Annotated in this window: 17 protein-coding genes and 1 pseudogene; 1 reads left to right on the forward strand and 17 read right to left on the reverse strand. The window is 51.5% G+C overall.

The features are described from left to right. Positions 1 to 6: 6 nt before the first annotated feature. The 10 genes from atpA to A7E48_RS10975 form a co-directional block, all read right to left on the reverse strand. Entirely contained in the window at positions 7 to 1,632 is a 1,626-nt protein-coding gene (gene atpA, locus A7E48_RS05175; protein ID WP_068170348.1) for a F0F1 ATP synthase subunit alpha, read from the reverse strand. A 150-nt stretch (positions 1,633 to 1,782) separates the two neighbouring features. Further along, on the reverse strand, positions 1,783 to 2,601 hold the full coding sequence (locus A7E48_RS05180) for a F0F1 ATP synthase subunit delta (RefSeq protein WP_068170349.1): 819 nt from the start codon (positions 2,599 to 2,601) through the stop codon (positions 1,783 to 1,785). Continuing rightward, complete coding sequence (locus tag A7E48_RS05185; protein WP_068170352.1) at positions 2,601 to 3,149, reverse strand: F0F1 ATP synthase subunit B; 549 nt, start codon at positions 3,147 to 3,149, stop codon at positions 2,601 to 2,603. Before A7E48_RS05185 ends, A7E48_RS05180 begins: the two co-directional genes overlap by 1 nt. A gap of 47 nt (positions 3,150 to 3,196) precedes the next feature. Next, positions 3,197 to 3,406, reverse strand: coding sequence for an ATP synthase F0 subunit C (gene atpE, locus A7E48_RS05190; RefSeq protein WP_186303135.1), 210 nt, complete (start codon positions 3,404 to 3,406; stop codon positions 3,197 to 3,199). A gap of 128 nt (positions 3,407 to 3,534) precedes the next feature. After that, positions 3,535 to 4,326, reverse strand: a complete 792-nt coding sequence (gene atpB / locus A7E48_RS05195) for a F0F1 ATP synthase subunit A (protein ID WP_068170356.1) — start codon at positions 4,324 to 4,326, stop codon at positions 3,535 to 3,537. 84 nt (positions 4,327 to 4,410) lie between these two features. After that, positions 4,411 to 4,671, reverse strand: coding sequence for a hypothetical protein (locus A7E48_RS05200; RefSeq protein ID WP_068170360.1), 261 nt, complete (start codon positions 4,669 to 4,671; stop codon positions 4,411 to 4,413). A 21-nt stretch (positions 4,672 to 4,692) separates the two neighbouring features. After that, positions 4,693 to 5,106, reverse strand: a complete 414-nt coding sequence (locus A7E48_RS05205; RefSeq protein ID WP_068170363.1) for a hypothetical protein — start codon at positions 5,104 to 5,106, stop codon at positions 4,693 to 4,695. Next, the gene (locus tag A7E48_RS05210; protein WP_233125991.1) at positions 5,093 to 6,130 is read right to left on the reverse strand and encodes a glycosyltransferase family 4 protein; all 1,038 of its coding nucleotides are present in this window, start codon (positions 6,128 to 6,130) and stop codon (positions 5,093 to 5,095) included. Before A7E48_RS05210 ends, A7E48_RS05205 begins: the two co-directional genes overlap by 14 nt. Beyond that, entirely contained in the window at positions 6,130 to 7,977 is a 1,848-nt protein-coding gene (locus A7E48_RS10970) for a nucleoside-diphosphate sugar epimerase/dehydratase (RefSeq protein ID WP_068170365.1), read from the reverse strand. The genes A7E48_RS05210 and A7E48_RS10970 overlap by 1 nt, the downstream gene beginning before the upstream one ends. Before the next feature lie 3 nt (positions 7,978 to 7,980). Beyond that, positions 7,981 to 9,873: a glycosyltransferase gene (locus A7E48_RS10975; RefSeq protein WP_068170366.1), complete on the reverse strand. Its 1,893-nt coding sequence runs from the start codon at positions 9,871 to 9,873 to the stop codon at positions 7,981 to 7,983. A gap of 275 nt (positions 9,874 to 10,148) precedes the next feature. Between A7E48_RS10975 and A7E48_RS05225 the strand changes: the two genes are divergently transcribed. Beyond that, positions 10,149 to 11,228, forward strand: coding sequence for an NAD(P)-dependent oxidoreductase (locus A7E48_RS05225; protein WP_068170367.1), 1,080 nt, complete (start codon positions 10,149 to 10,151; stop codon positions 11,226 to 11,228). Positions 11,229 to 11,288: 60 nt separating this feature from the next. On the opposite strand, the gene A7E48_RS05230 is transcribed toward A7E48_RS05225, so the two are convergent. From A7E48_RS05230 to A7E48_RS10980, 7 genes and pseudogenes are all read right to left on the reverse strand, one after another. Further along, positions 11,289 to 12,296, reverse strand: a complete 1,008-nt coding sequence (locus A7E48_RS05230) for an L-threonylcarbamoyladenylate synthase (RefSeq protein WP_068170369.1) — start codon at positions 12,294 to 12,296, stop codon at positions 11,289 to 11,291. A 73-nt stretch (positions 12,297 to 12,369) separates the two neighbouring features. Next, positions 12,370 to 13,257: a peptide chain release factor N(5)-glutamine methyltransferase gene (gene prmC, locus A7E48_RS05235; protein ID WP_068170370.1), complete on the reverse strand. Its 888-nt coding sequence runs from the start codon at positions 13,255 to 13,257 to the stop codon at positions 12,370 to 12,372. 3 nt (positions 13,258 to 13,260) lie between these two features. Beyond that, entirely contained in the window at positions 13,261 to 14,340 is a 1,080-nt protein-coding gene (gene prfA / locus A7E48_RS05240; RefSeq protein ID WP_369796756.1) for a peptide chain release factor 1, read from the reverse strand. A 131-nt stretch (positions 14,341 to 14,471) separates the two neighbouring features. Beyond that, positions 14,472 to 16,568, reverse strand: coding sequence for a transcription termination factor Rho (gene rho / locus A7E48_RS05245; RefSeq protein ID WP_068170372.1), 2,097 nt, complete (start codon positions 16,566 to 16,568; stop codon positions 14,472 to 14,474). Between the two features lie 310 nt (positions 16,569 to 16,878). Further along, on the reverse strand, positions 16,879 to 17,877 hold the full coding sequence (gene thrB / locus A7E48_RS05250) for a homoserine kinase (protein ID WP_068170374.1): 999 nt from the start codon (positions 17,875 to 17,877) through the stop codon (positions 16,879 to 16,881). Between the two features lie 29 nt (positions 17,878 to 17,906). Next, positions 17,907 to 19,202: a homoserine dehydrogenase gene (locus tag A7E48_RS05255; protein ID WP_068170375.1), complete on the reverse strand. Its 1,296-nt coding sequence runs from the start codon at positions 19,200 to 19,202 to the stop codon at positions 17,907 to 17,909. A gap of 67 nt (positions 19,203 to 19,269) precedes the next feature. After that, positions 19,270 to 19,438 (reverse strand): annotated as a pseudogene (locus A7E48_RS10980) (diaminopimelate decarboxylase); the annotation flags it as partial.

Genomic DNA, 19,438 nt, shown 5'->3' on the forward strand with positions numbered 1-19,438 from the left:
TAATCGCTAACCGATGGTTTCCTGAGAGACTTCCGAGTCAGAAACAGGCTTGTGCTCTTCATGGCCAGCTTCTACAAGGTGGCTTGAGCCCTGTGAACGGAAATCACGCTTGACAGCTTCAACGCTTGCCTTCAGCTCGGCGACGGTGTCGTCTTCGAGCTTTCCGGTTTCAGCAATGTTCTTCAACGCGTTGCTGTGACGACGGAGGTAGTTGATGTATTCCTTCTCGAAGCGAAGAACATCTGAAACCTCGATGTCATCCAGGTAGCCGTTAGTACCTGCCCAGATGGAAGCCACCTGATCCTCGACGGAGTAAGGAGAGTATTGGGGCTGGCGCAGAAGTTCGGTGAGGCGAGCACCGCGGGTAAGCTGCTGCTTGGAAGCGTCGTCCAAGTCAGAAGCGAACATTGCGAATGCTTCCATCGCACGGTACTGAGCCAAATCGAGCTTCAGGGTACCTGAAACCTTCTTCATTGCCTTAGTCTGTGCTGCGCCACCGACGCGGGAAACCGAGATACCTACGTCAACAGCGGGGCGCTGGTTGGCGTTGAACAAATCGGACTGGAGGAAGATCTGACCGTCGGTAATGGAAATAACGTTGGTCGGAATAAAGGCGGAAACGTCGTTAGCCTTGGTTTCAATAATCGGGAAGCCGGTCATTGATCCTGCGCCCAGCTCATCAGAGAGCTTTGCACAACGCTCGAGCAAACGAGAGTGTAGGTAGAAGACGTCGCCGGGGTATGCTTCGCGTCCTGGAGGACGGCGAAGAAGAAGTGAAACGGAGCGGTAAGCTTCAGCTTGCTTGGACAGATCATCAAAGATAATCAGGACGTGTTTGCCGCCGTACATCCAGTGCTGACCAATGGCAGAACCGGTGTAGGGAGCAAGGTACTTGAAGCCAGCTGCATCTGATGCAGGAGCTGCAACGATGGTGGTGTATTCAAGTGCGCCGTGAGTTTCAAGAGTCTGGCGAACAGCTGCGATAGTGGAAGCCTTCTGCCCCACAGCAACGTAGATGCAACGAACCTGCTTGGATGGATCACCAGTTGCCCAGTTAGCCTTCTGGTTGATGATAGTGTCCACTGCAATAGCGGTCTTACCGGTCTGGCGGTCACCAATAATGAGCTGACGCTGACCACGACCAATCGGGATCATCGCGTCAATTGCCTTCATACCGGTCTGAAGGGGCTCGTGTACGGACTTACGCATGGTAACGCCCGGTGCCTGAAGCTCCAACGCACGGCGGCTTTCGCTCTGGATTTCGCCTAGGTCGTCGATAGGCTGACCCAGTGGATCAACGACGCGACCGAGGTAGCCTTCACCAACGGGTACAGAAAGCACTTCACCAGTGCGGTGGACTTCCTGGCCTTCTTCAATACCGGTGAAGTCGCCCAAGACGATAACACCAATTTCGCGGGTGTCGAGGTTTAGTGCAAGACCAAGAGTGCCGTCTTCAAAACGGAGCAACTCGTTAGCCATTGCAGAAGGAAGACCCTCGACGCGGGCAATACCGTCAGATGCTGACGATACGCGACCCACCTCTACTCGTTCTACATTGCCGGGTTCGTAAGACGCCGCGAATTCATTTAGCGCATTACGGACTTCATCGGCATTGATGGTCAAATCGGCCATCTGTGTCCCTGCTCTCCTTATACATGATTTCCAACTCTGCTTCGAGAGGTGAAAATCGAAAACTTGCTTTATACAGTTACGTTCCCGTCCACAATTTGCTGTGTACGGGAACGGGGCCGTACACGTGTATCTGCTAAATCAGTGTGTTGACTATCGCTGGGTGAGTGCTCGATTGAGATCGGAAAGTCGAGTCTGAACGGTGCCGTCCATCATGTCGTCTCCTACTTGCACTCGCAGCCCACCAATAAGCGATGGGTCAACAGAAATATCTAGCTTCAGTTCTTTGCCATAAGCCTTGGAAAGACCAGAACGAAGTTTCTCGATCTGGGCTTCTGACAAGGGTCGTGCTGTTGAAACACGTGCAATGGAACGGTTCTGTCGTTTGACGATAATATCGACAAACTTCTCGGCCAATCGCGCAGGTGTTGCCCCGCGAGGCGCCTTTGCGACGCGTTCAATGAGCAACTTACCCTCAGCAGATTGGGGGTTACCGCCCAGGACCAAAGCCAGCTTCTGTTTAGCGTCGTTAGATGCACGTTCTTCAGTCAGTGCGGTCTGCGCTTCTGCTAAATCGTCCACAGAATTGATAAAGGTCAACAATTCGTTGATAACGTTTTCAAGACCCTGAACGCCGTTGTTCGCTTCTGCTGAATAAGCTGAAGCTTCAACTGCTGCTTGTTCAAGAGAATCTGCAAGATCGCGTTCGTTAGACCAGCGTGCCGAAGCTGCTGCCTGTACTACCTTGATTGCCGATTCTGAAATCTTGCCACCGAAAATGGTGGAGCAAATGCTTGCGCGACTGTCTGCCGAACGGGAAGGGTCTGTTAGTCCACGGCGCAAACCACCGTTTTCATCCAGAACATCGACTACAGCAAATAGTTCTTGAGCGAGATGATCAGGGTTTGCACCAATATTGGCGGCTAGTACCTGTTCAACTTTCTTCAATGATTCAGTAGATACTCCTGCCATTACCGATTAGCACCTGCATTCTGCTTTTCGGTTTCTAGGTCAGCAAGAAAACGATCTACCACACGAGCCGATCGCTCATCATCATTAAGGGATTCGCCCACAATCTTTCCAGCCAGTGCAGTTGCCAAAGTTCCAACTTCCGAACGGAGTGAAACGGTAGCTGCTGCGCGTTCTGCCTCGATTGATTTGTGTGCATTTTCGGTAATGCGCTGCGCTTCAACAGTGGCGCGTTCCTTGGATTCAGCAATAATTGCATCACCTTCGGCGCGTGCTTCTTCACGAATTTTCTGAGCTTCCAGACGAGCGCTTTCGAGCTGCTGGTTGTACTCTTCGCGTGCTGCTGCGGCTTCAGCCTGAGCTTTTTCAGCCTTTGCAAGACCGCCCTCAATCGCTTCCTTACGATCCTGATAGATCTTTTCGAACATCGGGAAAACGTATTTGGCAACGATGAAGAAGAGGATCAGGAACCCAATGAGCGTAATGACCATTTCCCAAACATTTGGGATAAGAGGGTTTGTTGCACCCTCGGCAGCCATCAAATATGACATAGGGAAAATTCCTGTTCTATAGATTGGTCAGTTAGGACTCTCGTCGATTAGACGATGAAGGCCAGAACCAGACCAAGAATTGCCAAAGCTTCAACCACTGCGAAGCCCATGAACAGCATAGGCTGCAGGGTGCGCTGGGATTCAGGCTGGCGAGCAACAGAAGTCATGTATGCAGCGAAGATCAGACCCACGCCGATACCGCCACCAATAGAAGCGAGGCCGTAACCAATTGCGTTCAAGGAGCCGGTAAGTTCCATGTTGTTTCCTTTCAACAGTGCTCACAAAATAGGATGTGTGTAATGAGCAGAGTTTTGATTTATGCAATTACTACCCGCGGGTGCGGGTCGTTTTAATTCATCGAGTGTGGATTCACTCGAGAAAACTTTTAGTGGCCTTCGGAGACCGATCCCTGGATGTACACAGCCAGTAGCAACGCAAAGATGTATGCCTGGATGCACTGGATGAGGAATTCGAGGAAGTAGAGGAAGATACCCAGAGCAATCGAAGCTACCGAACCAACCGCAGCGATACCCCCTACCTCAATGATGAGGAACTGGGTGAGAGATGCTGCCACCATCATCGCAAGGTGACCACCGAACATGGTTGCGAACAAACGCAGAGCGTGAGTAACGGGGCGGATGATGAGGTTCGAAAGGAACTCGATGGGAATCAAAATGATGTATAGAACGGGAGGGACGCCAGGAGGCATGGTGAGATCGCGGAAGAAGCCACCCAATCCCTTTCGCTTAATGCCTACCCCGACCCATACAAAGTAACCAACAGCTGCGAGAACATAGGCAGAACCAGCGTGGCTAAGAGTGGGAAGCTGGAAGAAGGGAATTGAACCGTAAAGATTGTTCACCAGAATGAAGAAGAAAGCGGTGAAAAGCAAAGGAACGAAGGGCTTGAAGTGGTGAGCCCCAATAAGTTCTTTACCTAAGGAGTTACGGACAAAGCCGTAACCCATTTCGGCAACAAACTGATTCTTACCGGGAACCATCGCACGCTTGCGACCTGCCCAGAGGAAATAACCCGCAACGATAACGACGGACAGCAGAACAAGAAGCATCTGCTTGCCAAAGCCGAATGAACCGACGGTGAAAAGATCCGGAAGATGCATTTCCTCCACCGATGGAGGAACATATCCGGCGGCTGTTACGAGCCCGTTTTCAATCAAGGCAAGTCCTTTCTTGCTTTGTGTGCCAACCGCTGTTTGCAGCTGTCTTCATCAAGTTAAGTTGTGTGTGATTCGATGAAAAATTTAAGAAGTTTTGCGATGTCGCATGTGGTAGTAAACCAGGTAGAAACCGCCTGCGGCTCCTATCAACGCTCCAAGCCAAACTATCCATCGCGTGCCCAAAAGAAGGTCCAGCCCATAGCCTACCAAACTCCAGAACGCTATGCCGATTACGACATAGAGTAAGGTCATGAAAGCGCCAGAAATTCCTCCACCGGAAACCAGTTCACCGGCACTACGGAGCTCTTTGTCGCCGTCCCACCATTTCTTTTGGCTTTGGTTCACTGAATCCCCTGAAATTTGTATTTAGTCATGAGCATCGAAGTACAAAAATCTCATTTTCATGATGGTCCGCATGCTCCCCCCAAGCCAAAGTAGAACCGTAAGAATCGCCCCTGTCAAAAACCATCCGTTCAGGATTAACCGCGGAAGAGGAACCAGAAGCAACAGACCAAAACCAATAAGAACTTTGATGATGTAGGTAGCCATCAGTGCTCTAGCAACTTCAGAAAGTGCTTTCTTTTCAGCACGCTGAGCTACCAGGATATCGATGGCGAACCAAAGATAGACTAGTGCGAACCCCGATAGCAGACCAAGCATACCTGCCCAGCTATCGATGATTGCACCAACCATAGTACCCGCCAGAACTAGCGGAATACATAGTTTTGTGACAAATCGGAGAATATTTTTCCACTGAGTTGGTGTGCTATGTGCGCTCATGAATTTTCTTCGAAAAACGTCGAATAAGAGCAGGAAGGCTCAGATAGAGAGCAACCAAAGCTAGGACCAGGAGCCCTGCTCCGAGAGCGTCCTGGGTTTCATAAGGCAGTGCCACGACAGCAATGAGAGAAATCAGAACAGTGAAGCACGCGACCACCACAGAAGACCCCACGTGGCTTAGACCGACGTCGGTCAGCCGCTGGTAGACGTGGGTGCGATGCGGTTTATACCACTGCTCCCCCCGTGCCATTCTGCGCAAAAGTGTGAACCCAGTATCTGCCAAATAAATCATGACCGGCGAAAGAATATATTCAACATAGACCCCAGAGAGGAAGGCACCCACTGCCATGGAGGCAATAGCACCTCCCAGGAAGTAACTACCGGCGTCCCCCAAAAAGACATTTTTCCCGGTTCGAATATTCCAAGGCAAAAAAGCCACATATGCGAAAGCTACAGCGGCTCCCGCAGCAACGAGCCAGGGCAACCCGCTAATCCAGCCTGCGTAGGAATAGAATCCGCCAACAACCAATCCATGTAGACCAGAGATTCCGTTAACCCCGTCCATAAAGTTCACCACGTTGATATACGCGGCGACCGCAAAAACCCCCAGAGGTATCCACCAAATGGAGGTATGGAGGGCAAAAGTGATAGCAACACTGACTACGAGCCCAATGAGCAATTGCACCAGGAAGCGTACGCGAATGGAAACCCCGCGAAAATCCTCCATCCAGCCTAGGAAACCCGAGGTCACCATGCCGAATAAAACAGCTAATGCTACGGATCGATCGCTGGGAATGAGCCCGGAAACAAGTGCTACTAGAAAACCCGCCATAGCGGCCACGGCAGTTGCCAGACCCATGCCTCGGAAAACCGGTTCGACGTGAGAAGAACGCGCAGTTGGAATATCCACTAGATTCCAGCGGTGCAAGAGAGGTTTAACAAAAAACGGTAACAACAGGCCCAACACTAGAGCGACCAGGGCAGGAACCACCATCACGGGTGCTTGTATGGATAATCCCGGCATTATTGTTGCCCCCGATGCTCATCTCGCTGATAACCGCGCGATGCTAGATAGTTGGTGTGCCACGTAGAATAATCCAGTTCTTCCGGCGAAAGTGGCGGCGTTTGCGCGTGAGAAATATAAGGATTTTTCTCGCTCTGTTCCATCTTTTCGTCTTTGCCAAAGAGAACTTCTTCAAGCTTTTCACCCGGGCGCATCTGAGTAATTTCAATATCGACGTCGTACCGCTCGTAAAGACGGCGAAGGTTCTCCGCCACGTCGTAGATGCGTACGGGCTTGCCCATATCGAGCACCATGACATCCCCAGAATTCCCAATGGATCCTGCGAGCATGACGAGCATGCAAGCATCGGGGATAAGCATAAAGAATCGAGTCGCATCTCGGTGGGTCACAGTAATGGGTCCGCCGTCTTTAATCTGCTGAGTAAAGATGGGCTTGACTGAACCTCGCGACCCAAACACATTGCCGAAGCGAACCGACACATACCGTCGTCCGGTCTGTTGCCCGAACCAGCTGGTGAGCTTTTCTGCAGTGCGCTTTGACTGCCCTAGAGCTGTCGTAGGATCGGCGGCTTTATCGGTTGAAACATTAACAAATACTTCAACTTCAACTGAAGCTGCAGCTTCAAGCACATTTTTCGTACCCAAAGTATTAGTTTTCCAGGCTTCCTTGGGGTAAGCCTCAAGTGCAGATACATGTTTAAGTGCTGCGGCATGGAAAACTACGTGAGGTCTCCGCTCTTCAAATACCGCGTCGATAGCCTCTGCATCACGAATGTCTGCCAAAATGATGCAATTATCATCCAGGGCAGTACTACCCAGCAAAGAATATTTGCTTTCCATCAGCAAAGTTTCATCATGATCGAGCAACATCAGTTCTTCGGGGTTGTACTTGATAATTTGCCGGCACAATTCTGAACCAATTGAGCCACCGGCTCCTGTGACAAGCACCCTTTTCCCCGTGATGTAGGAGCTAATATCCTCGTCGTTGATGTCGTAATCAATCTTACCGCGGACACCTTCAATAATCATGCGGTTTGCATCTTCAGGCTCACCGTCAGATCCTGCAGTGAGTTCAGATATCATGCCGGTGATTTTGTGTACCTGCACGTCGAGTTCCCGCATCTTCAAAGCAAGGCGCTCAAATGATTTTTCGTGGGGGTCACTCATTGCATAGAAAACTTTGCTGACGCCATAGCGTTTGACTAGCGTGGGAAGGTCGGTTCCCCGTCCAATAACATTCACCGAATGAATACGAGCGTTACGCAGCGCAGGATCGTCGTCCACAATCCCAACCGGCATGTACTGGCTTTCAGGATCCGACATGAGAGAAGCGACCAACGACCGCCCTACAAAGCCGCCGCCATAGACGATAACCGGTTCACTTTTTTCCGAATCTGGACGATTCATAATGTCTTCAACAATGCGCTTGGCATAACGCATAATCATCATCGCCATGATGGCAAAAGGGAAAGCAATAATGACCACTGACCGAGGTACATCAATATGCCAGGCAAAAAGCAGAAGCACAATCTGAATGACGATTATGTCCACTACCACTACTGGGTAGAGCAGCATTGCCTCCGAAAAACTACCGTAGGAGAAACGGTTGCGGTAGAGCCCCAGCGCATAACCCAAACCCAGCTGAATAAGTACGGCCAGAGCAGCTACTATCACCAGCCCAGAGGGATTGATGAGATCAGCATCGCCATAGCGCAAAAAGAAACCAATAGGAAGAGCAATCAGCCAAGCCAGTGCGTCCAAGAACATCTGCACAAACCGCCACCAGGGTTTACGATCCGTATTAGGCTGTTCGACGACTGGAATAGATTGAGTCGTAGGAGAAGCCATAGACTATTTCTCCTTACTTTGAGGTTGCTCAGGGTTGGAAGCCACTGAGGATTCGGTGAAGAATCGACGGAACAATTTCTGCCTCAAGCTCAGTGGGATAAACCGATATGCCGAACGTACCAAGAGATTTTGTGCGACGCGCGGTGCGGAAACAACATGCCCACGATAGAGCCGTTTTTGCACCTGAATATCCTGTTTGAGTGCCTGCACTCCCCCGCGCTTTGTATATGCACCCACTTCAGTGCGGTACTTCACCAATGGTTGGGGTAGGTTCTTCAAACCATACCCTGCTTGGTTGAGCCTTGCCCATAGCCAGTAATCTTCTGCACCAGGTACTTCTTCATAACTACCTACCGATAGCACTGCTGACTTCCTGAACATCACAGTCGGATGAAAGATTGGATTTCGTTGAGGAAGCACACGGGCTATTTCCAAAGACGTACAGGTTGCTTTCCGCACAGCCAGCTCTTTTTGTCCTGAGGCATCTACTTCGTACAGAGCACTTCCCAGGACGGCAAGGTTGGTTCCTGTCATCGCCTCAAGCTGTTCCTCAAAACGCTCGGGGAGGGATATATCGTCGGAATCTGCTCGAGCCACAAGTTCAAACTTACAAGCCTGCAGTCCAAGATTGAGCGCTGAGGCTAAACCACTGTTTTCAGGTTGGCGGACGATAGTGAAATCTGTGAGTTTCTCCGAGACAGCAAGAGATTCCCATTTTTCAAGAATGGCGTTGAGCTCAGGAGTTAACGGACCATCGGCCACCACAACAAACTGATGTGGCCGCACTGTCTGATCTCGAAGATTTGAGGCAATCGCTTGGTCCAAATACAGGGGATTGTCCTGGGCATAAGTGCTCATCAGCACGGAAAACGGAGGATTTTCCTCTTGCTGGATGTTTTGTTCCCTCCATTGCTGAGCGAAGCGTGGAAACTCCAATTCATAGATCCCCTGCAACACTTCATCGTTAGACCGGAAAGGAACCAGCGCATCTTTGATACCCCGAGCAAGGTAAGTCAGATAGGTCTTCTTATCATCGGTACGCAACACCGTAGTAATCCACAGACGAAGGGTAGAACCCCCATACAGAAATTTTTCCAGCGGAGTGAGGGTACGTCGTCGACAAAAAAGCCACAACTTATTGCGTACGTCATTATAGAATCGCGGTCCCGGATTGAAATCAGTATTGCCCGCGCTCTTGGTGTGGTGAATAACCACAGATTGAGAAGTCGCGATAGCATCTCTGCCATGCGCTAACCGTGTCGTATATTCGAAGTCATCATTCCAAATGAAGAAATCTGCGATAGGTAAGCCTTCGCGGCGCATGACTGCCGCATCCATCATTACTGACACGAAAGACGCCGATCGAATTGGGCGTGCGCCCACGACTCTTGCCCGGGAAAATTCAGCAGCTGAAGCACCGAATTTAGTACGCATCGTATTCATCGGATGATCACGGCCATCTGTCCACTCCACCTTTGATGCTACAAATGCAGGATGCTCCCCATGTGCCCCTCGGTAGTTAGACCAGGCTTTGACAGCTTCACTCAGAGTACTCTCGGTGGGTTCTGTGTCGTCGTCCATGACCCAGACCAAATCAGCTTTATGCCGCACCAGAGCACGATCAATACCAACCGTGAACCCGCCAGCTCCCCCAAGATTTTTGGAAAGATTGACGATGTCGACAGGTAACGAATATTCCAAGCTCTCTAGATATTCTGCGGTACCGTCGGTTGAAGCATTATTGATAATTACTACTGCGGCAGGTAGTTGATCTCCAGATGCAATACCTTTCAAGGTCACCGGTAACAATTCCTGCCGGTTATACGTCACCACTACCGCAACAACCCGAGGGCTCGCTTCATGAGCCATTTCGCTCTGTATCTTAGGTGAAGTCATAACGAGGAGACCGATTCCTTTCGGTAGCCTGCATCCGGGGCAGATGCGGGAGAAACTCAAACTATCGCAGCACATACATCAGAAAAAATATTTGAGTTCAAAGAACTTACGATAGTTCAACTCATTTAGTTTACTGAATCGGTGCTCTGTGTTCACTCTGATTGCCTGTTCACTCGCTAAAAGTCTGCTGTGTTTAGTACAAATTCTCTGCAGATATGTGCGAAAGTTAGTCATGAAAGTTTATATAAACTCTTCTTCCCTTTGAAAGGATCGATATGTCGGTATCTGCATGGAAAGTAATCGGTGCAAGCGGATTTGTTGGGTCTTCGATTCTGACCCGTCTTAAAATTGATGGTATCGAAGCAGATCCCATCGAGGCCCCACGCCTGGCAACCAGCCAACGTGATGCAAATCAAATTATTCGCGATGCTCGCAAGCTCGAAGGCATTATCGATTCTCTTGCGGATTCTTTTGCAGGTGCCGAAGTAGTCATAAATGCTTCCGGCTTGGCAGCTCCGAACCAGCAGGACATAGCTCCCTTGCTGGGTGCAAACGCATTGCTTCCCGCCGTCATTGCTATTGCTGCTCAGCGTACCGGAGTGAAAAGACTCATTCATCTTTCCTCTGCCGCTGTTCAGGGGCCCCGCCCCGTTCTCGATGATTCTCCACGCACCGAGCCATTTTCTGCATATTCTTATTCCAAGGCACTGGGTGAAGATGTTCTCTTACGCATCGCAGATTACGTAGAAGAAAAAGCCGCCGCCGGCGTAGCTCCAGGCTCTGCCAATTCCTCGTTCCCCGCTGCCCCCTCGTTTTCTCCCGCTTCAGTTTCGGCTCACCACGCGTTAGAGACGTGCATCGTTCGTGCAACCAGCGTGCAAGGGGCAGGACGGCGTACCACCGAATCTTTTGCTAAATTTTCTTCATCTCCTTTGGCTTCAGTAGCCGGATCCGGCAGTTATAAATCCCCTGTTTCGTCCTCCTACGCTCTGGCAGAATTCGTTTCGATGCTCGGCCAGTTTTCCGGCGAGTTGCCGAGGATTGTGGTTCAGCCGTGGGAAGGAACCACCTGTGAATCTGTCATTGTTGACGCCGGACGGCGTCGCCCCCTCCACATCCCTGCCCCACTCTGCACCGTGGCAGTGAAAGCCGGGTATGCTCTATCCGGACTTTTGAATGATAGATTGCAGGGCTCAGTACGCAGGGCAGAGGTCATGTGGTTTGGTCAGGACGTCGACGATTCCTGGGCACGAGAGAATGGTCTGCTCCCCCAACACCGTGTACAAGAAGTCCTACGATCAGCCCATTTAGGGTTAGGCAAAAAATATGATCGAAAATTCAAAAAAGACAAATAGAACATCAATATATCGGGTGCATCAGTTCAGATGCACCCGATATATTTGTGAGGCCTTAGGCTACTCGTTAGATTTATGGGAATCAGCATCATCAAAGAGAAGTTTGCGGGCATCACTTTGAGAAAGTGGTTTAACGGCTGCTTCCCTTCGTGCGATTTCCTGGCGAATACTTTCCTTGGTGCGCATTTGATCTACGCGTGCAGTACCCTGCCCACCTTCAACAAGATGGGCATTGAAAGATCCGGCTGCAGGGGCAGAAGCACGCGGCCCATCGCCCAATCCCACTGGGGCAGAAGCTGTAGGACTCTCTGCTTCTTCAACCAATGAACTAGCTACCCGGCGCTCTTCCGCGCGCTCAGCAGTGGACTGTCGATTCTCGGCTTCTAGCTCTTCTTTAGTAATGATAGAAGGCACAACCTGCCGTAGCTCTTCCATGCTAATAGCACCTTCACGAACCACTACGAGTCGGTCTGCAGTGCAGTCAACGATAGTGGAAGGAAGCGCTTCTGCAGGAAGGGCATCTTCATGGGCTCCAATGGGGCGGCGTCCGCCATCAATAATAACTTCGACGTCTTCGCCCAATTGTTCAGAGGCTGCCTCAGCGGTAGTTGCAGCATGTTGCCCGGTCTTATTGGCAGAAGAAACCGCTAACGGCCCAATCTCCCTCAGAAGCTGGATTGTCAAAGGATCGTTAGGCACACGCAACGCTACTGTTCCCTGGGTCTCCCCCAAATCCCAGCTCAAAGACGGCTGCGAATAAAGAATGAGAGTCAAAGCACCCGGCCAGAATTTACGAGCAAGCGCAATGGCATCGTCAGAAACTTCATCGGCAAGACCGGGCAGAACAGCTTCATCAAAAATCAAAACCGGAGGCGGCATAGTGCGTGACCGCCCCTTCGCTGCCAGCAGCGTACTGACGCCGGCATGCGAGAACGCATCAGCCGCGATACCGTACACGGTATCAGTGGGTAGCACAATGGCTTTATTCTCGCGCAAAGCTACTCGAGCAGCCTCGATAGCTTCATTGCGAACTTCGGTAGTTTCTGTTGAATATACGGTTGCTTTCACGCTGTCATTCTCTCACGTTCAGAGCGGACACAATAGATAAGTGGTTCTGTGATATCGAAAAGAGTCGGAAGACTTAACCAAGATACCCTGCGGTATGGCGGGGTCTGCCCGTTAAATCATCGATAGATTCAATTCTTTCAAACCCAGACTCAGCCAAAATGGTTCGCATGTCTTCACGTTGGGTCTCTGCATGCTCCATGATAAGAAAACCTCCGGGTTTGAGGAGCTCAGCTGCTCGCTGGCAAATAGCGCGAGGAATCTTGAGCCCATCTTCGCTACCTCCGTACAGAGCCATCTGTGGATCGTGCTCGCGTACCTCGGTATCTTGGGGAACAGCACCGTTCGGAATGTAGGGCGGGTTCGAAGCAACAATATCGAAGGTGGATTCGTGTCCTGCTAGAGCACGAGTTGCATCTTCATGGATGAGTTTCACCGCGGTGCCCACAATATTGCGGGTGGTCCACGCTATCGCAAGCTCACTCAGTTCCACCGCAAAAACGGAATGCCCCGGGCGCTCGACGTCGATGCTGGCGGCGATCGCCCCCGAGCCGGTACACAAATCTACAATTTTCAGCGGTGATGTCTTCTGGGAATCCACTTCTGCCAGAACCCGGCTCACTAGCTCTTCTGTCTCAGGGCGAGGGATAAAAACTCCCGGCCCCACAGCCAGCTCTAGTTGCCTGAAATACGCGACACCGGTCAAATGCTGAAGAGGAATTCTTTGAGCCCTCTCAGCAATAAGGTCGGTAAACCCTTCGGGTGCAGGTGCTCCAATGAGCTCCAGACTCTGTACCCGACCCCGTGAAATACTTTCCCCGCTCGCCTTACTCATGCAGTATGCGGCCAAAAGCTCGGCGTCGACCCTAGGATTCTCTACCCCGGCTTCTGCAAGATACGCCGAAGCCCGGCGAAGAACTTCTTTAAGTTCTTCGCCGGGCAACTGCTCAAATGATTCTGCCAAGACTTAGTTTTCTTCCTGTCCCAGCTGCTCAAGACGGTGTTTCTCATCCACATCAATAGCAGACTGGATAACTGCCTCAAGGTCACCGTTGAGAACCGCATCCAGGTTGTAAGCCTTGTAACCGGTACGGTGGTCGGCAATTCGGTTTTCCGGGAAGTTATAAGTACGGATACGCTCGGAGCGATCCATCGTTTTCACCTGAGAATGGCGCTTTTCAGCGTTTTCCGCGTCAATCTGTTCCTGCTGCCACGCCAACAGACGAGCCCGCAACACGCGCATAGCGGCTTCACGGTTCTGAATCTGAGACTTTTCGTTCTGCATAGCAACCACAATGCCGGTCGGCAAGTGAGTAATACGCACAGCGGAGTCAGTGGTATTCACGGACTGACCACCGGGACCAGATGAGCGGTACACGTCAATCTTCAAGTCATTCTGGGAAATCTCAATTTCCTCAGGCTCATCGACCTCGGGAAAGACCAAAACACCAGCGGCGGAAGTGTGGATACGCCCTTGAGATTCTGTAGCCGGCACACGCTGTACGCGGTGAACGCCACCTTCATACTTGAAATGCGCCCACACGCCATCTGCAGGATCGGTAGAAGAGGTCTTGATAGCAACCTGAACGTCTTTATAGCCGCCCACGTCAGTCATATTGGAAGAAATCATTTCTGTCTTCCAGCCCTTAGACTCTGCGTAGCGAGTATACATACGCAATAGATCAGCTGCGAAAAGGCTTGCTTCGTCGCCGCCTTCCCCACCCTTGACCTCAAGAATGACGTTACGACCGTCATCAGGATCGCGGGGAATAAGCAGGTGACGTAAACGCTCGTTAGCCTCGGTCAACTGCTTTTCCAGCTCGGGAACTTCTGCAGCAAACTCGGGGTCTTCTGAAGCCATCTCACGAGCTGCTTCCAAGTCATCGGTGAGCGCACCTACGCGCTTGTAGGCTTCAACAATACCGTTCAGCTCCGAATAGCGACGCCCTAGTTTACGAGCCTTACCCTGGTCTGCGTGCACAGCGGGGTCAGCCAGCTGTTTCTGCAAATCAGCATGCTCATCAAGCAAAGACTGAATTTCGTACAAAATATGCCTTCTTTTAGATCAACGGGATTTAGTTCCCGAATGTCATCACATCAAAAACGCGGCTGAACCGCGCGGGTGCGAAAGTGCACTGCCCGGCATCGAAATAGAGCAGACAGTGCACTTTTTAAGTGTTAGTCGTTAGAGGAGGTTCCCAAACCGGACTTCTGAACGGTCAGCAAGAACTCTACATTGGACTGAGTCTCACGCAGTTTGGAGGTCAGAACGCCCAAAGCCTGCTCCTGATCCAGCCCTGCAAGTACGCGGCGCAAACGCCACATAATCTTGATTTCCTCAGAGGACAGCAGGTTTTCTTCGCGGCGGGTGCCGGATGAATTGACATCAACGGCGGGGAAAATACGCTTGTCCGCTAGCTGACGGGACAGACGCAACTCCATGTTGCCGGTTCCCTTGAATTCTTCGAAGATAACCTCGTCCATCTTGGATCCGGTTTCTACCAGAGCAGTCGCCAGAATGGTCAGCGAGCCACCTTCCTCAATGTTGCGGGCAGCACCAAAGAATTTCTTCGGTGGGTACAGCGCAGCAGAATCGACACCGCCGGAGAGGATACGACCTGAAGCAGGAGCACTCAGGTTGTAGGCACGGCCCAAACGAGTCATCGAATCCAACAGTACGACGACGTCCAGCCCCTGCTCTACGAGGCGCTTAGCACGCTCGATAGCAAGTTCAGCAACAGTCGTGTGATCGTCTGCAGGGCGATCGAAGGTCGAAGCAATAACTTCGCCCTTGACGGTACGCTGCATATCGGTCACTTCTTCAGGACGCTCGTCGACCAAAACCATCATGAGGTGAACCTCAGGATTGTTGGTGGTAATCGCATTTGCGATCGACTGCAGCATCAAAGTCTTACCAGCTTTAGGAGGCGAGACAATCAGACCGCGCTGACCCTTACCGATGGGAGCGATGAGGTCGACCACGCGGGTGCCCAGCTTCTTCGGCTCGGTTTCCAGTCGCAAGCGTTCCTGGGGATACAGAGGAGTCAGCTTGGAGAAATCACGGCGGTTCTTTGACTCTTCAGGCTCAAGACCATTGATAGAAGTCAGCTGAACTAGCGCATTGAATTTCTGGCGCTGGTTGTTCTTGTTATCGTTTTCACGCGGTGCGCGGATTGCGCCCACTACGGCGTCGCCCTTGCGCAAACCGTAACGCTTCACCTGGTTGAGGGAAACGTACACATCGGATGCACCGGGTAGGTAACCGGACGTACGGACGAACGCATAGTTATCCAGAACATCGAGGATGCCGGCTACAGGTACGAGGACGTCGTCTTCGGTGACCTCAGGCTCATCGTACTCATTAGTATTACGGCGGTTGCGGTTACGACGCTCGTTTTGGCGGTCGCGGCGGTTACGTTTGCGGTTGTTGCGGCTGTCGTCGTCAGGACCGTTGCCAAAGTTTTCGCGGTCATTTGAACGGTTGTTGCGATCGGAGCGATCGTTTCGCTCAGAACGATCGTTGCGTTCATTGCGGTCGCCGCGATCGTTTTTCTCACCGTTACGCTTGGTGCGAGTGCGCTTGCGGGAGTTTGACCGCTCAGAATCGGACTCATCGTTCTTCTCGGAGCCCGGCTGCTGGTTGTTCTGCTCAACAGGAGTCGATTCAGACTGTGCTGAAGAATCTGCTGAGTTGTTTTCGTCGTTCTGCTTCTCAGAAGAAGAATTGCGACGACGACGATCAGAGCGGGTTCGTGAACGACGGTTAGTGCGTTCAGAGTTGTCTTCCGAACCTTCGCCCTGCTCAGAGGAGGCATCTACCGATTCGTTTTCATCAGCTTTCTGCTCAGTATTCTGAACACCGGTTGAAGTTGCACGGCGATTACGACGCGCGGGAGCCTTCTTAGGCTCTTCTTCAGTTTGCGAAGCGTTTTCCGTCTGAGCACTGTCAGTGTTCTGCTCTGAGGCGGTCTCTACCTGCTCAGGGCTCTCCGCTTTTTTGCGGGGTGCACGTTTACGCTTCGGCTTCTCAGCACTCTGCGCATTTTCAGAATCAGAAGATGAAGCTTCTTGAGCATTCTGCTGTTCTACGCGTTCTGCGGAAGCTCCGCGCTGATGGTTAGTAATAGCGTCTACCAGGTCGGATTTACGCATACGGCGAGCGCCAGTAATGCCAAGCTGGGATGCTAAAGACTGTAGCTGAGCAAGTTTGAGGCTGCTCAATGATGGTGATTTGGTTTCTTCCGGAGCCGCAGTGCGGTCGGTGGATTCTGCCACGAAGGTCCCTTCCCCTCGAAAAGTTCGAAAAATCTTTCGGTTTGGCACATCAGATACGTGCCGTGCTCAGCATCAGATCAGCTGGCACACGGTGCAGGCATCCGCATGGGTATCTGAGGCTAATGCCTCAAACATACGAATAGCTACTTGAAGTAATGCGAAGAGTCTGCACGGCTATGCCCGCTCTAGAACGCATTACGTGATTTCATGAGAGGTACTTAAGAGAACCTCAAATAAAAAAATTAAATCATCACGATTCACACTACCTGGAAGCGGTAATTTGAACTCTGTGAGTTACGCTCTGCAAAAATTAATTTGCTGAGTCAACACGTAAAACTATAACACCTTCTGTATCGATGTTCACGGGTAGTACGCGCCAGGAAAGCTTTTCGCCGGCAAATGAGCCTACCTGTGGGTCATTTTGAGCGGCATCGATAGCGCTTATTATTTCTGTGCGTTCTTCCTCACCTCGGGCAAAAATGATGACGGTCGGCCCTGCCCCTGAAATTACTGCAGGGTATCCGCGTTCTCTCAGGGTTCTCACCAAGACGGCTGAAGGCGCCATTGCGTTAGCTCGGTAAGACTGGTGTAGGTAGTCTTCAGTAGCAGCCAGCAAATGTTCTGGGGCTTGGGAAAGCGCTTGAGTAAGCAATGCCGAACGAGCGGAATTTCGGGCAGCATCAGCGTGCGGCACGTTCTCTGGCAGTAATGCCCTCGCCTGCTTGGTGGGCACCTCATAGTCAGGAATTGCTATGACAGGCAGAATGCGGGGGTTTACAGCAATGGGCAGGGTTTCCCATGCAGAGGTGGTCCCCCAGGAAACCGTGAGGTGACCGAGCAAAGACGGCGCTACGTTATCTGGGTGACCTTCCATATCCGAGCAAATCTGCAGTATCTCAGCAAAGCTCAACCGCGCCGTCTTCGGGAGAAGTTCGTTGGCTGCGACGACTCCTGCCACAATGGCAGAAGCCGAAGAGCCCATCCCTCGCGAATGAGGTATCTGGTTGTGCGCTTTCAACCGGATACCCGGAAAGTCTTGCAGCCCGGCGTATTGAAAGCAGCTGTTTATCGCACGAATCACCAGATGATTGGCATCGCGGGGTATTTCTTCACTCCCCTGCCCTGAAAGTTCAAATTCTAGCCCCCGCGCGATGCGTGTGACCTCAATTTCATCGTAGAAAGCTAAGCTCAGCCCCATTGAGTCATAACCGGGACCCAAGTTAGCGCTCGATGCGGGTACTTTAACGCGAACGGTGGTACCCACCGGGATGGAATCGGCAGTCAGCAAGGAACAATCTTTCGTCGTCATGAAGGGATAATTTTGAACAGCTAAGGGGGTTATTTACCCTCAACTCGAATGACCGAAGCAATCGAGCGCACGGCGTCCAAAGAATCCACCACAGCCATCGTCTTTCTCAAATTTGAATCAGCTGCCTGATGCGTCACGATGCGCAAAGCTGCAGAGGACTGACCATCTTTTTCAAACTTGGTCTGGCGCATCGTTTGAATAGAAACACCGTGTTCAGCAAAAATCCGAGCGATATTGGCAAGCACACCTAGCTTATCTTCGACGATAAGTCCGACTGAATAGCGAGAGACCACTGCCGCCATCGGCGTCGACTGCAAAGCAGCATGGTTGGATTCAGGGACACCCGCACCGCCCAAAACCATGCGGCGAGCCAATGAAACGAAATCGCCCATCACGGCAGAGGCTGTCGGAGCACCGCCTGCTCCTGGACCGTAGAACATCAGTTCGCCGGCATTCTCTGCTTCCACAAAAACAGCGTTATAGGCATCATGAACCGATGCCAAGGGATGTTCCTGAGGAACCAAAGTGGGATTGACCCGGATATTGACGCCGTCGCCATCTAACTCGCAGATGACGAGAAGCTTGATGACGAATCCGTCTTCTTTAGCCGCCTGCACGTCGTGGGCAGTAATGGAGGTAATACCTTCGCAGTGAACGTCATCAATCGTAAATTCCGAATGGAATGCCAAAGAAGCAACTATGGCAGCTTTGGACGCCGCATCATACCCCTCAATATCGGCGGTCGGATCTGCTTCGGCATATCCAAGCCGCTGAGCTTCTTTGAGGACATCATCAAATTGGGCGCCGGTTGTATCCATTTGGTCGAGGATAAAATTGGTGGTGCCGTTCATAATGCCCAAAACACGCGTAATTTTATCGCCTGCTAGAGAATCGCGGAGGGGGCGCAAGATGGGGATGGCCCCGGCGACTGCTGCCTCAAAGGAGAGCTGTACACCGTTCTGATTCGCCGCTGCTTGGAGTTCCTGACCATGCTTTGCCAGCAGAGCCTTATTTCCAGAAACTACAGGTTTGCCAGCATGAAGCGCCCTCAAGATGCGAGTACGAGCAGGCTCAATTCCGCCGGTTAGCTCAATCACCACATCTGCCTGATCAATCAAGACCTCAGCATCATCTGTCAGCAAAGCTGCAGCCAGAGGTACCTGCCGGGGCGCTTCAGTATCACGTACGGCAATACCGATGAGTTCAGCAGGAACCCCAATGCGCTGGCGAATAAGATCGCTGTCTTCCAGCAAAATACGAGCGACCTGTGAACCTACGTTGCCCGCACCGAGCAAAGCGACCTTGATTTTTTCAGGCTGTGACATGTTTTTATACTCCTGCTTAGAAATGTTAGGGGAATCTTCCGATGCTCAGCATCGAAGACCTGCCAGATTAGACGAGCCCTAAATCCCGGCTCAGCATTTCTTCTTCAGTCTCCCCCCGAACCATCAGACGAGGAACGCTATCCTGGGCTGTTGCCACTACTGGCGGTTTAGTGAGGTAGTTGTAATTGGAACTGAGTGCATAGCAGTAGGCGCCTGTTGCTGGAACTGCCAGGATG

The sequence above is a fragment of the Rothia sp. ND6WE1A genome (assembly GCF_001683935.1).
GTDB classification, from domain to species: Bacteria; Actinomycetota; Actinomycetes; order Actinomycetales; family Micrococcaceae; genus Rothia; species Rothia amarae.

Bases quoted from the DNA above. Each gene is read 5' to 3' on its own strand.
- A7E48_RS05210 (WP_233125991.1), bottom strand. From the start codon at position 6,130: ATGCCGGGATTATCCATACAAGCACCCGTGATGGTGGTTCCTGCCCTG.
- A7E48_RS05255 (WP_068170375.1), bottom strand. From the start codon at position 19,202: ATGTCACAGCCTGAAAAAATCAAGGTCGCTTTGCTCGGTGCGGGCAAC.
- A7E48_RS10975 (WP_068170366.1), bottom strand. From the start codon at position 9,873: ATGACTTCACCTAAGATACAGAGCGAAATGGCTCATGAAGCGAGCCCT.
- A7E48_RS05205 (WP_068170363.1), bottom strand. From the start codon at position 5,106: ATGAGCGCACATAGCACACCAACTCAGTGGAAAAATATTCTCCGATTT.
- thrB (WP_068170374.1), bottom strand. From the start codon at position 17,877: ATGACGACGAAAGATTGTTCCTTGCTGACTGCCGATTCCATCCCGGTG.
- A7E48_RS05185 (WP_068170352.1), bottom strand. From the start codon at position 3,149: ATGTCATATTTGATGGCTGCCGAGGGTGCAACAAACCCTCTTATCCCA.
- atpA (WP_068170348.1), bottom strand. From the start codon at position 1,632: ATGGCCGATTTGACCATCAATGCCGATGAAGTCCGTAATGCGCTAAAT.
- atpE (WP_186303135.1), bottom strand. From the start codon at position 3,406: ATGGAACTTACCGGCTCCTTGAACGCAATTGGTTACGGCCTCGCTTCT.
- A7E48_RS05180 (WP_068170349.1), bottom strand. From the start codon at position 2,601: ATGGCAGGAGTATCTACTGAATCATTGAAGAAAGTTGAACAGGTACTA.
- A7E48_RS05225 (WP_068170367.1), top strand. From the start codon at position 10,149: ATGTCGGTATCTGCATGGAAAGTAATCGGTGCAAGCGGATTTGTTGGG.
- A7E48_RS10970 (WP_068170365.1), bottom strand. From the start codon at position 7,977: ATGGCTTCTCCTACGACTCAATCTATTCCAGTCGTCGAACAGCCTAAT.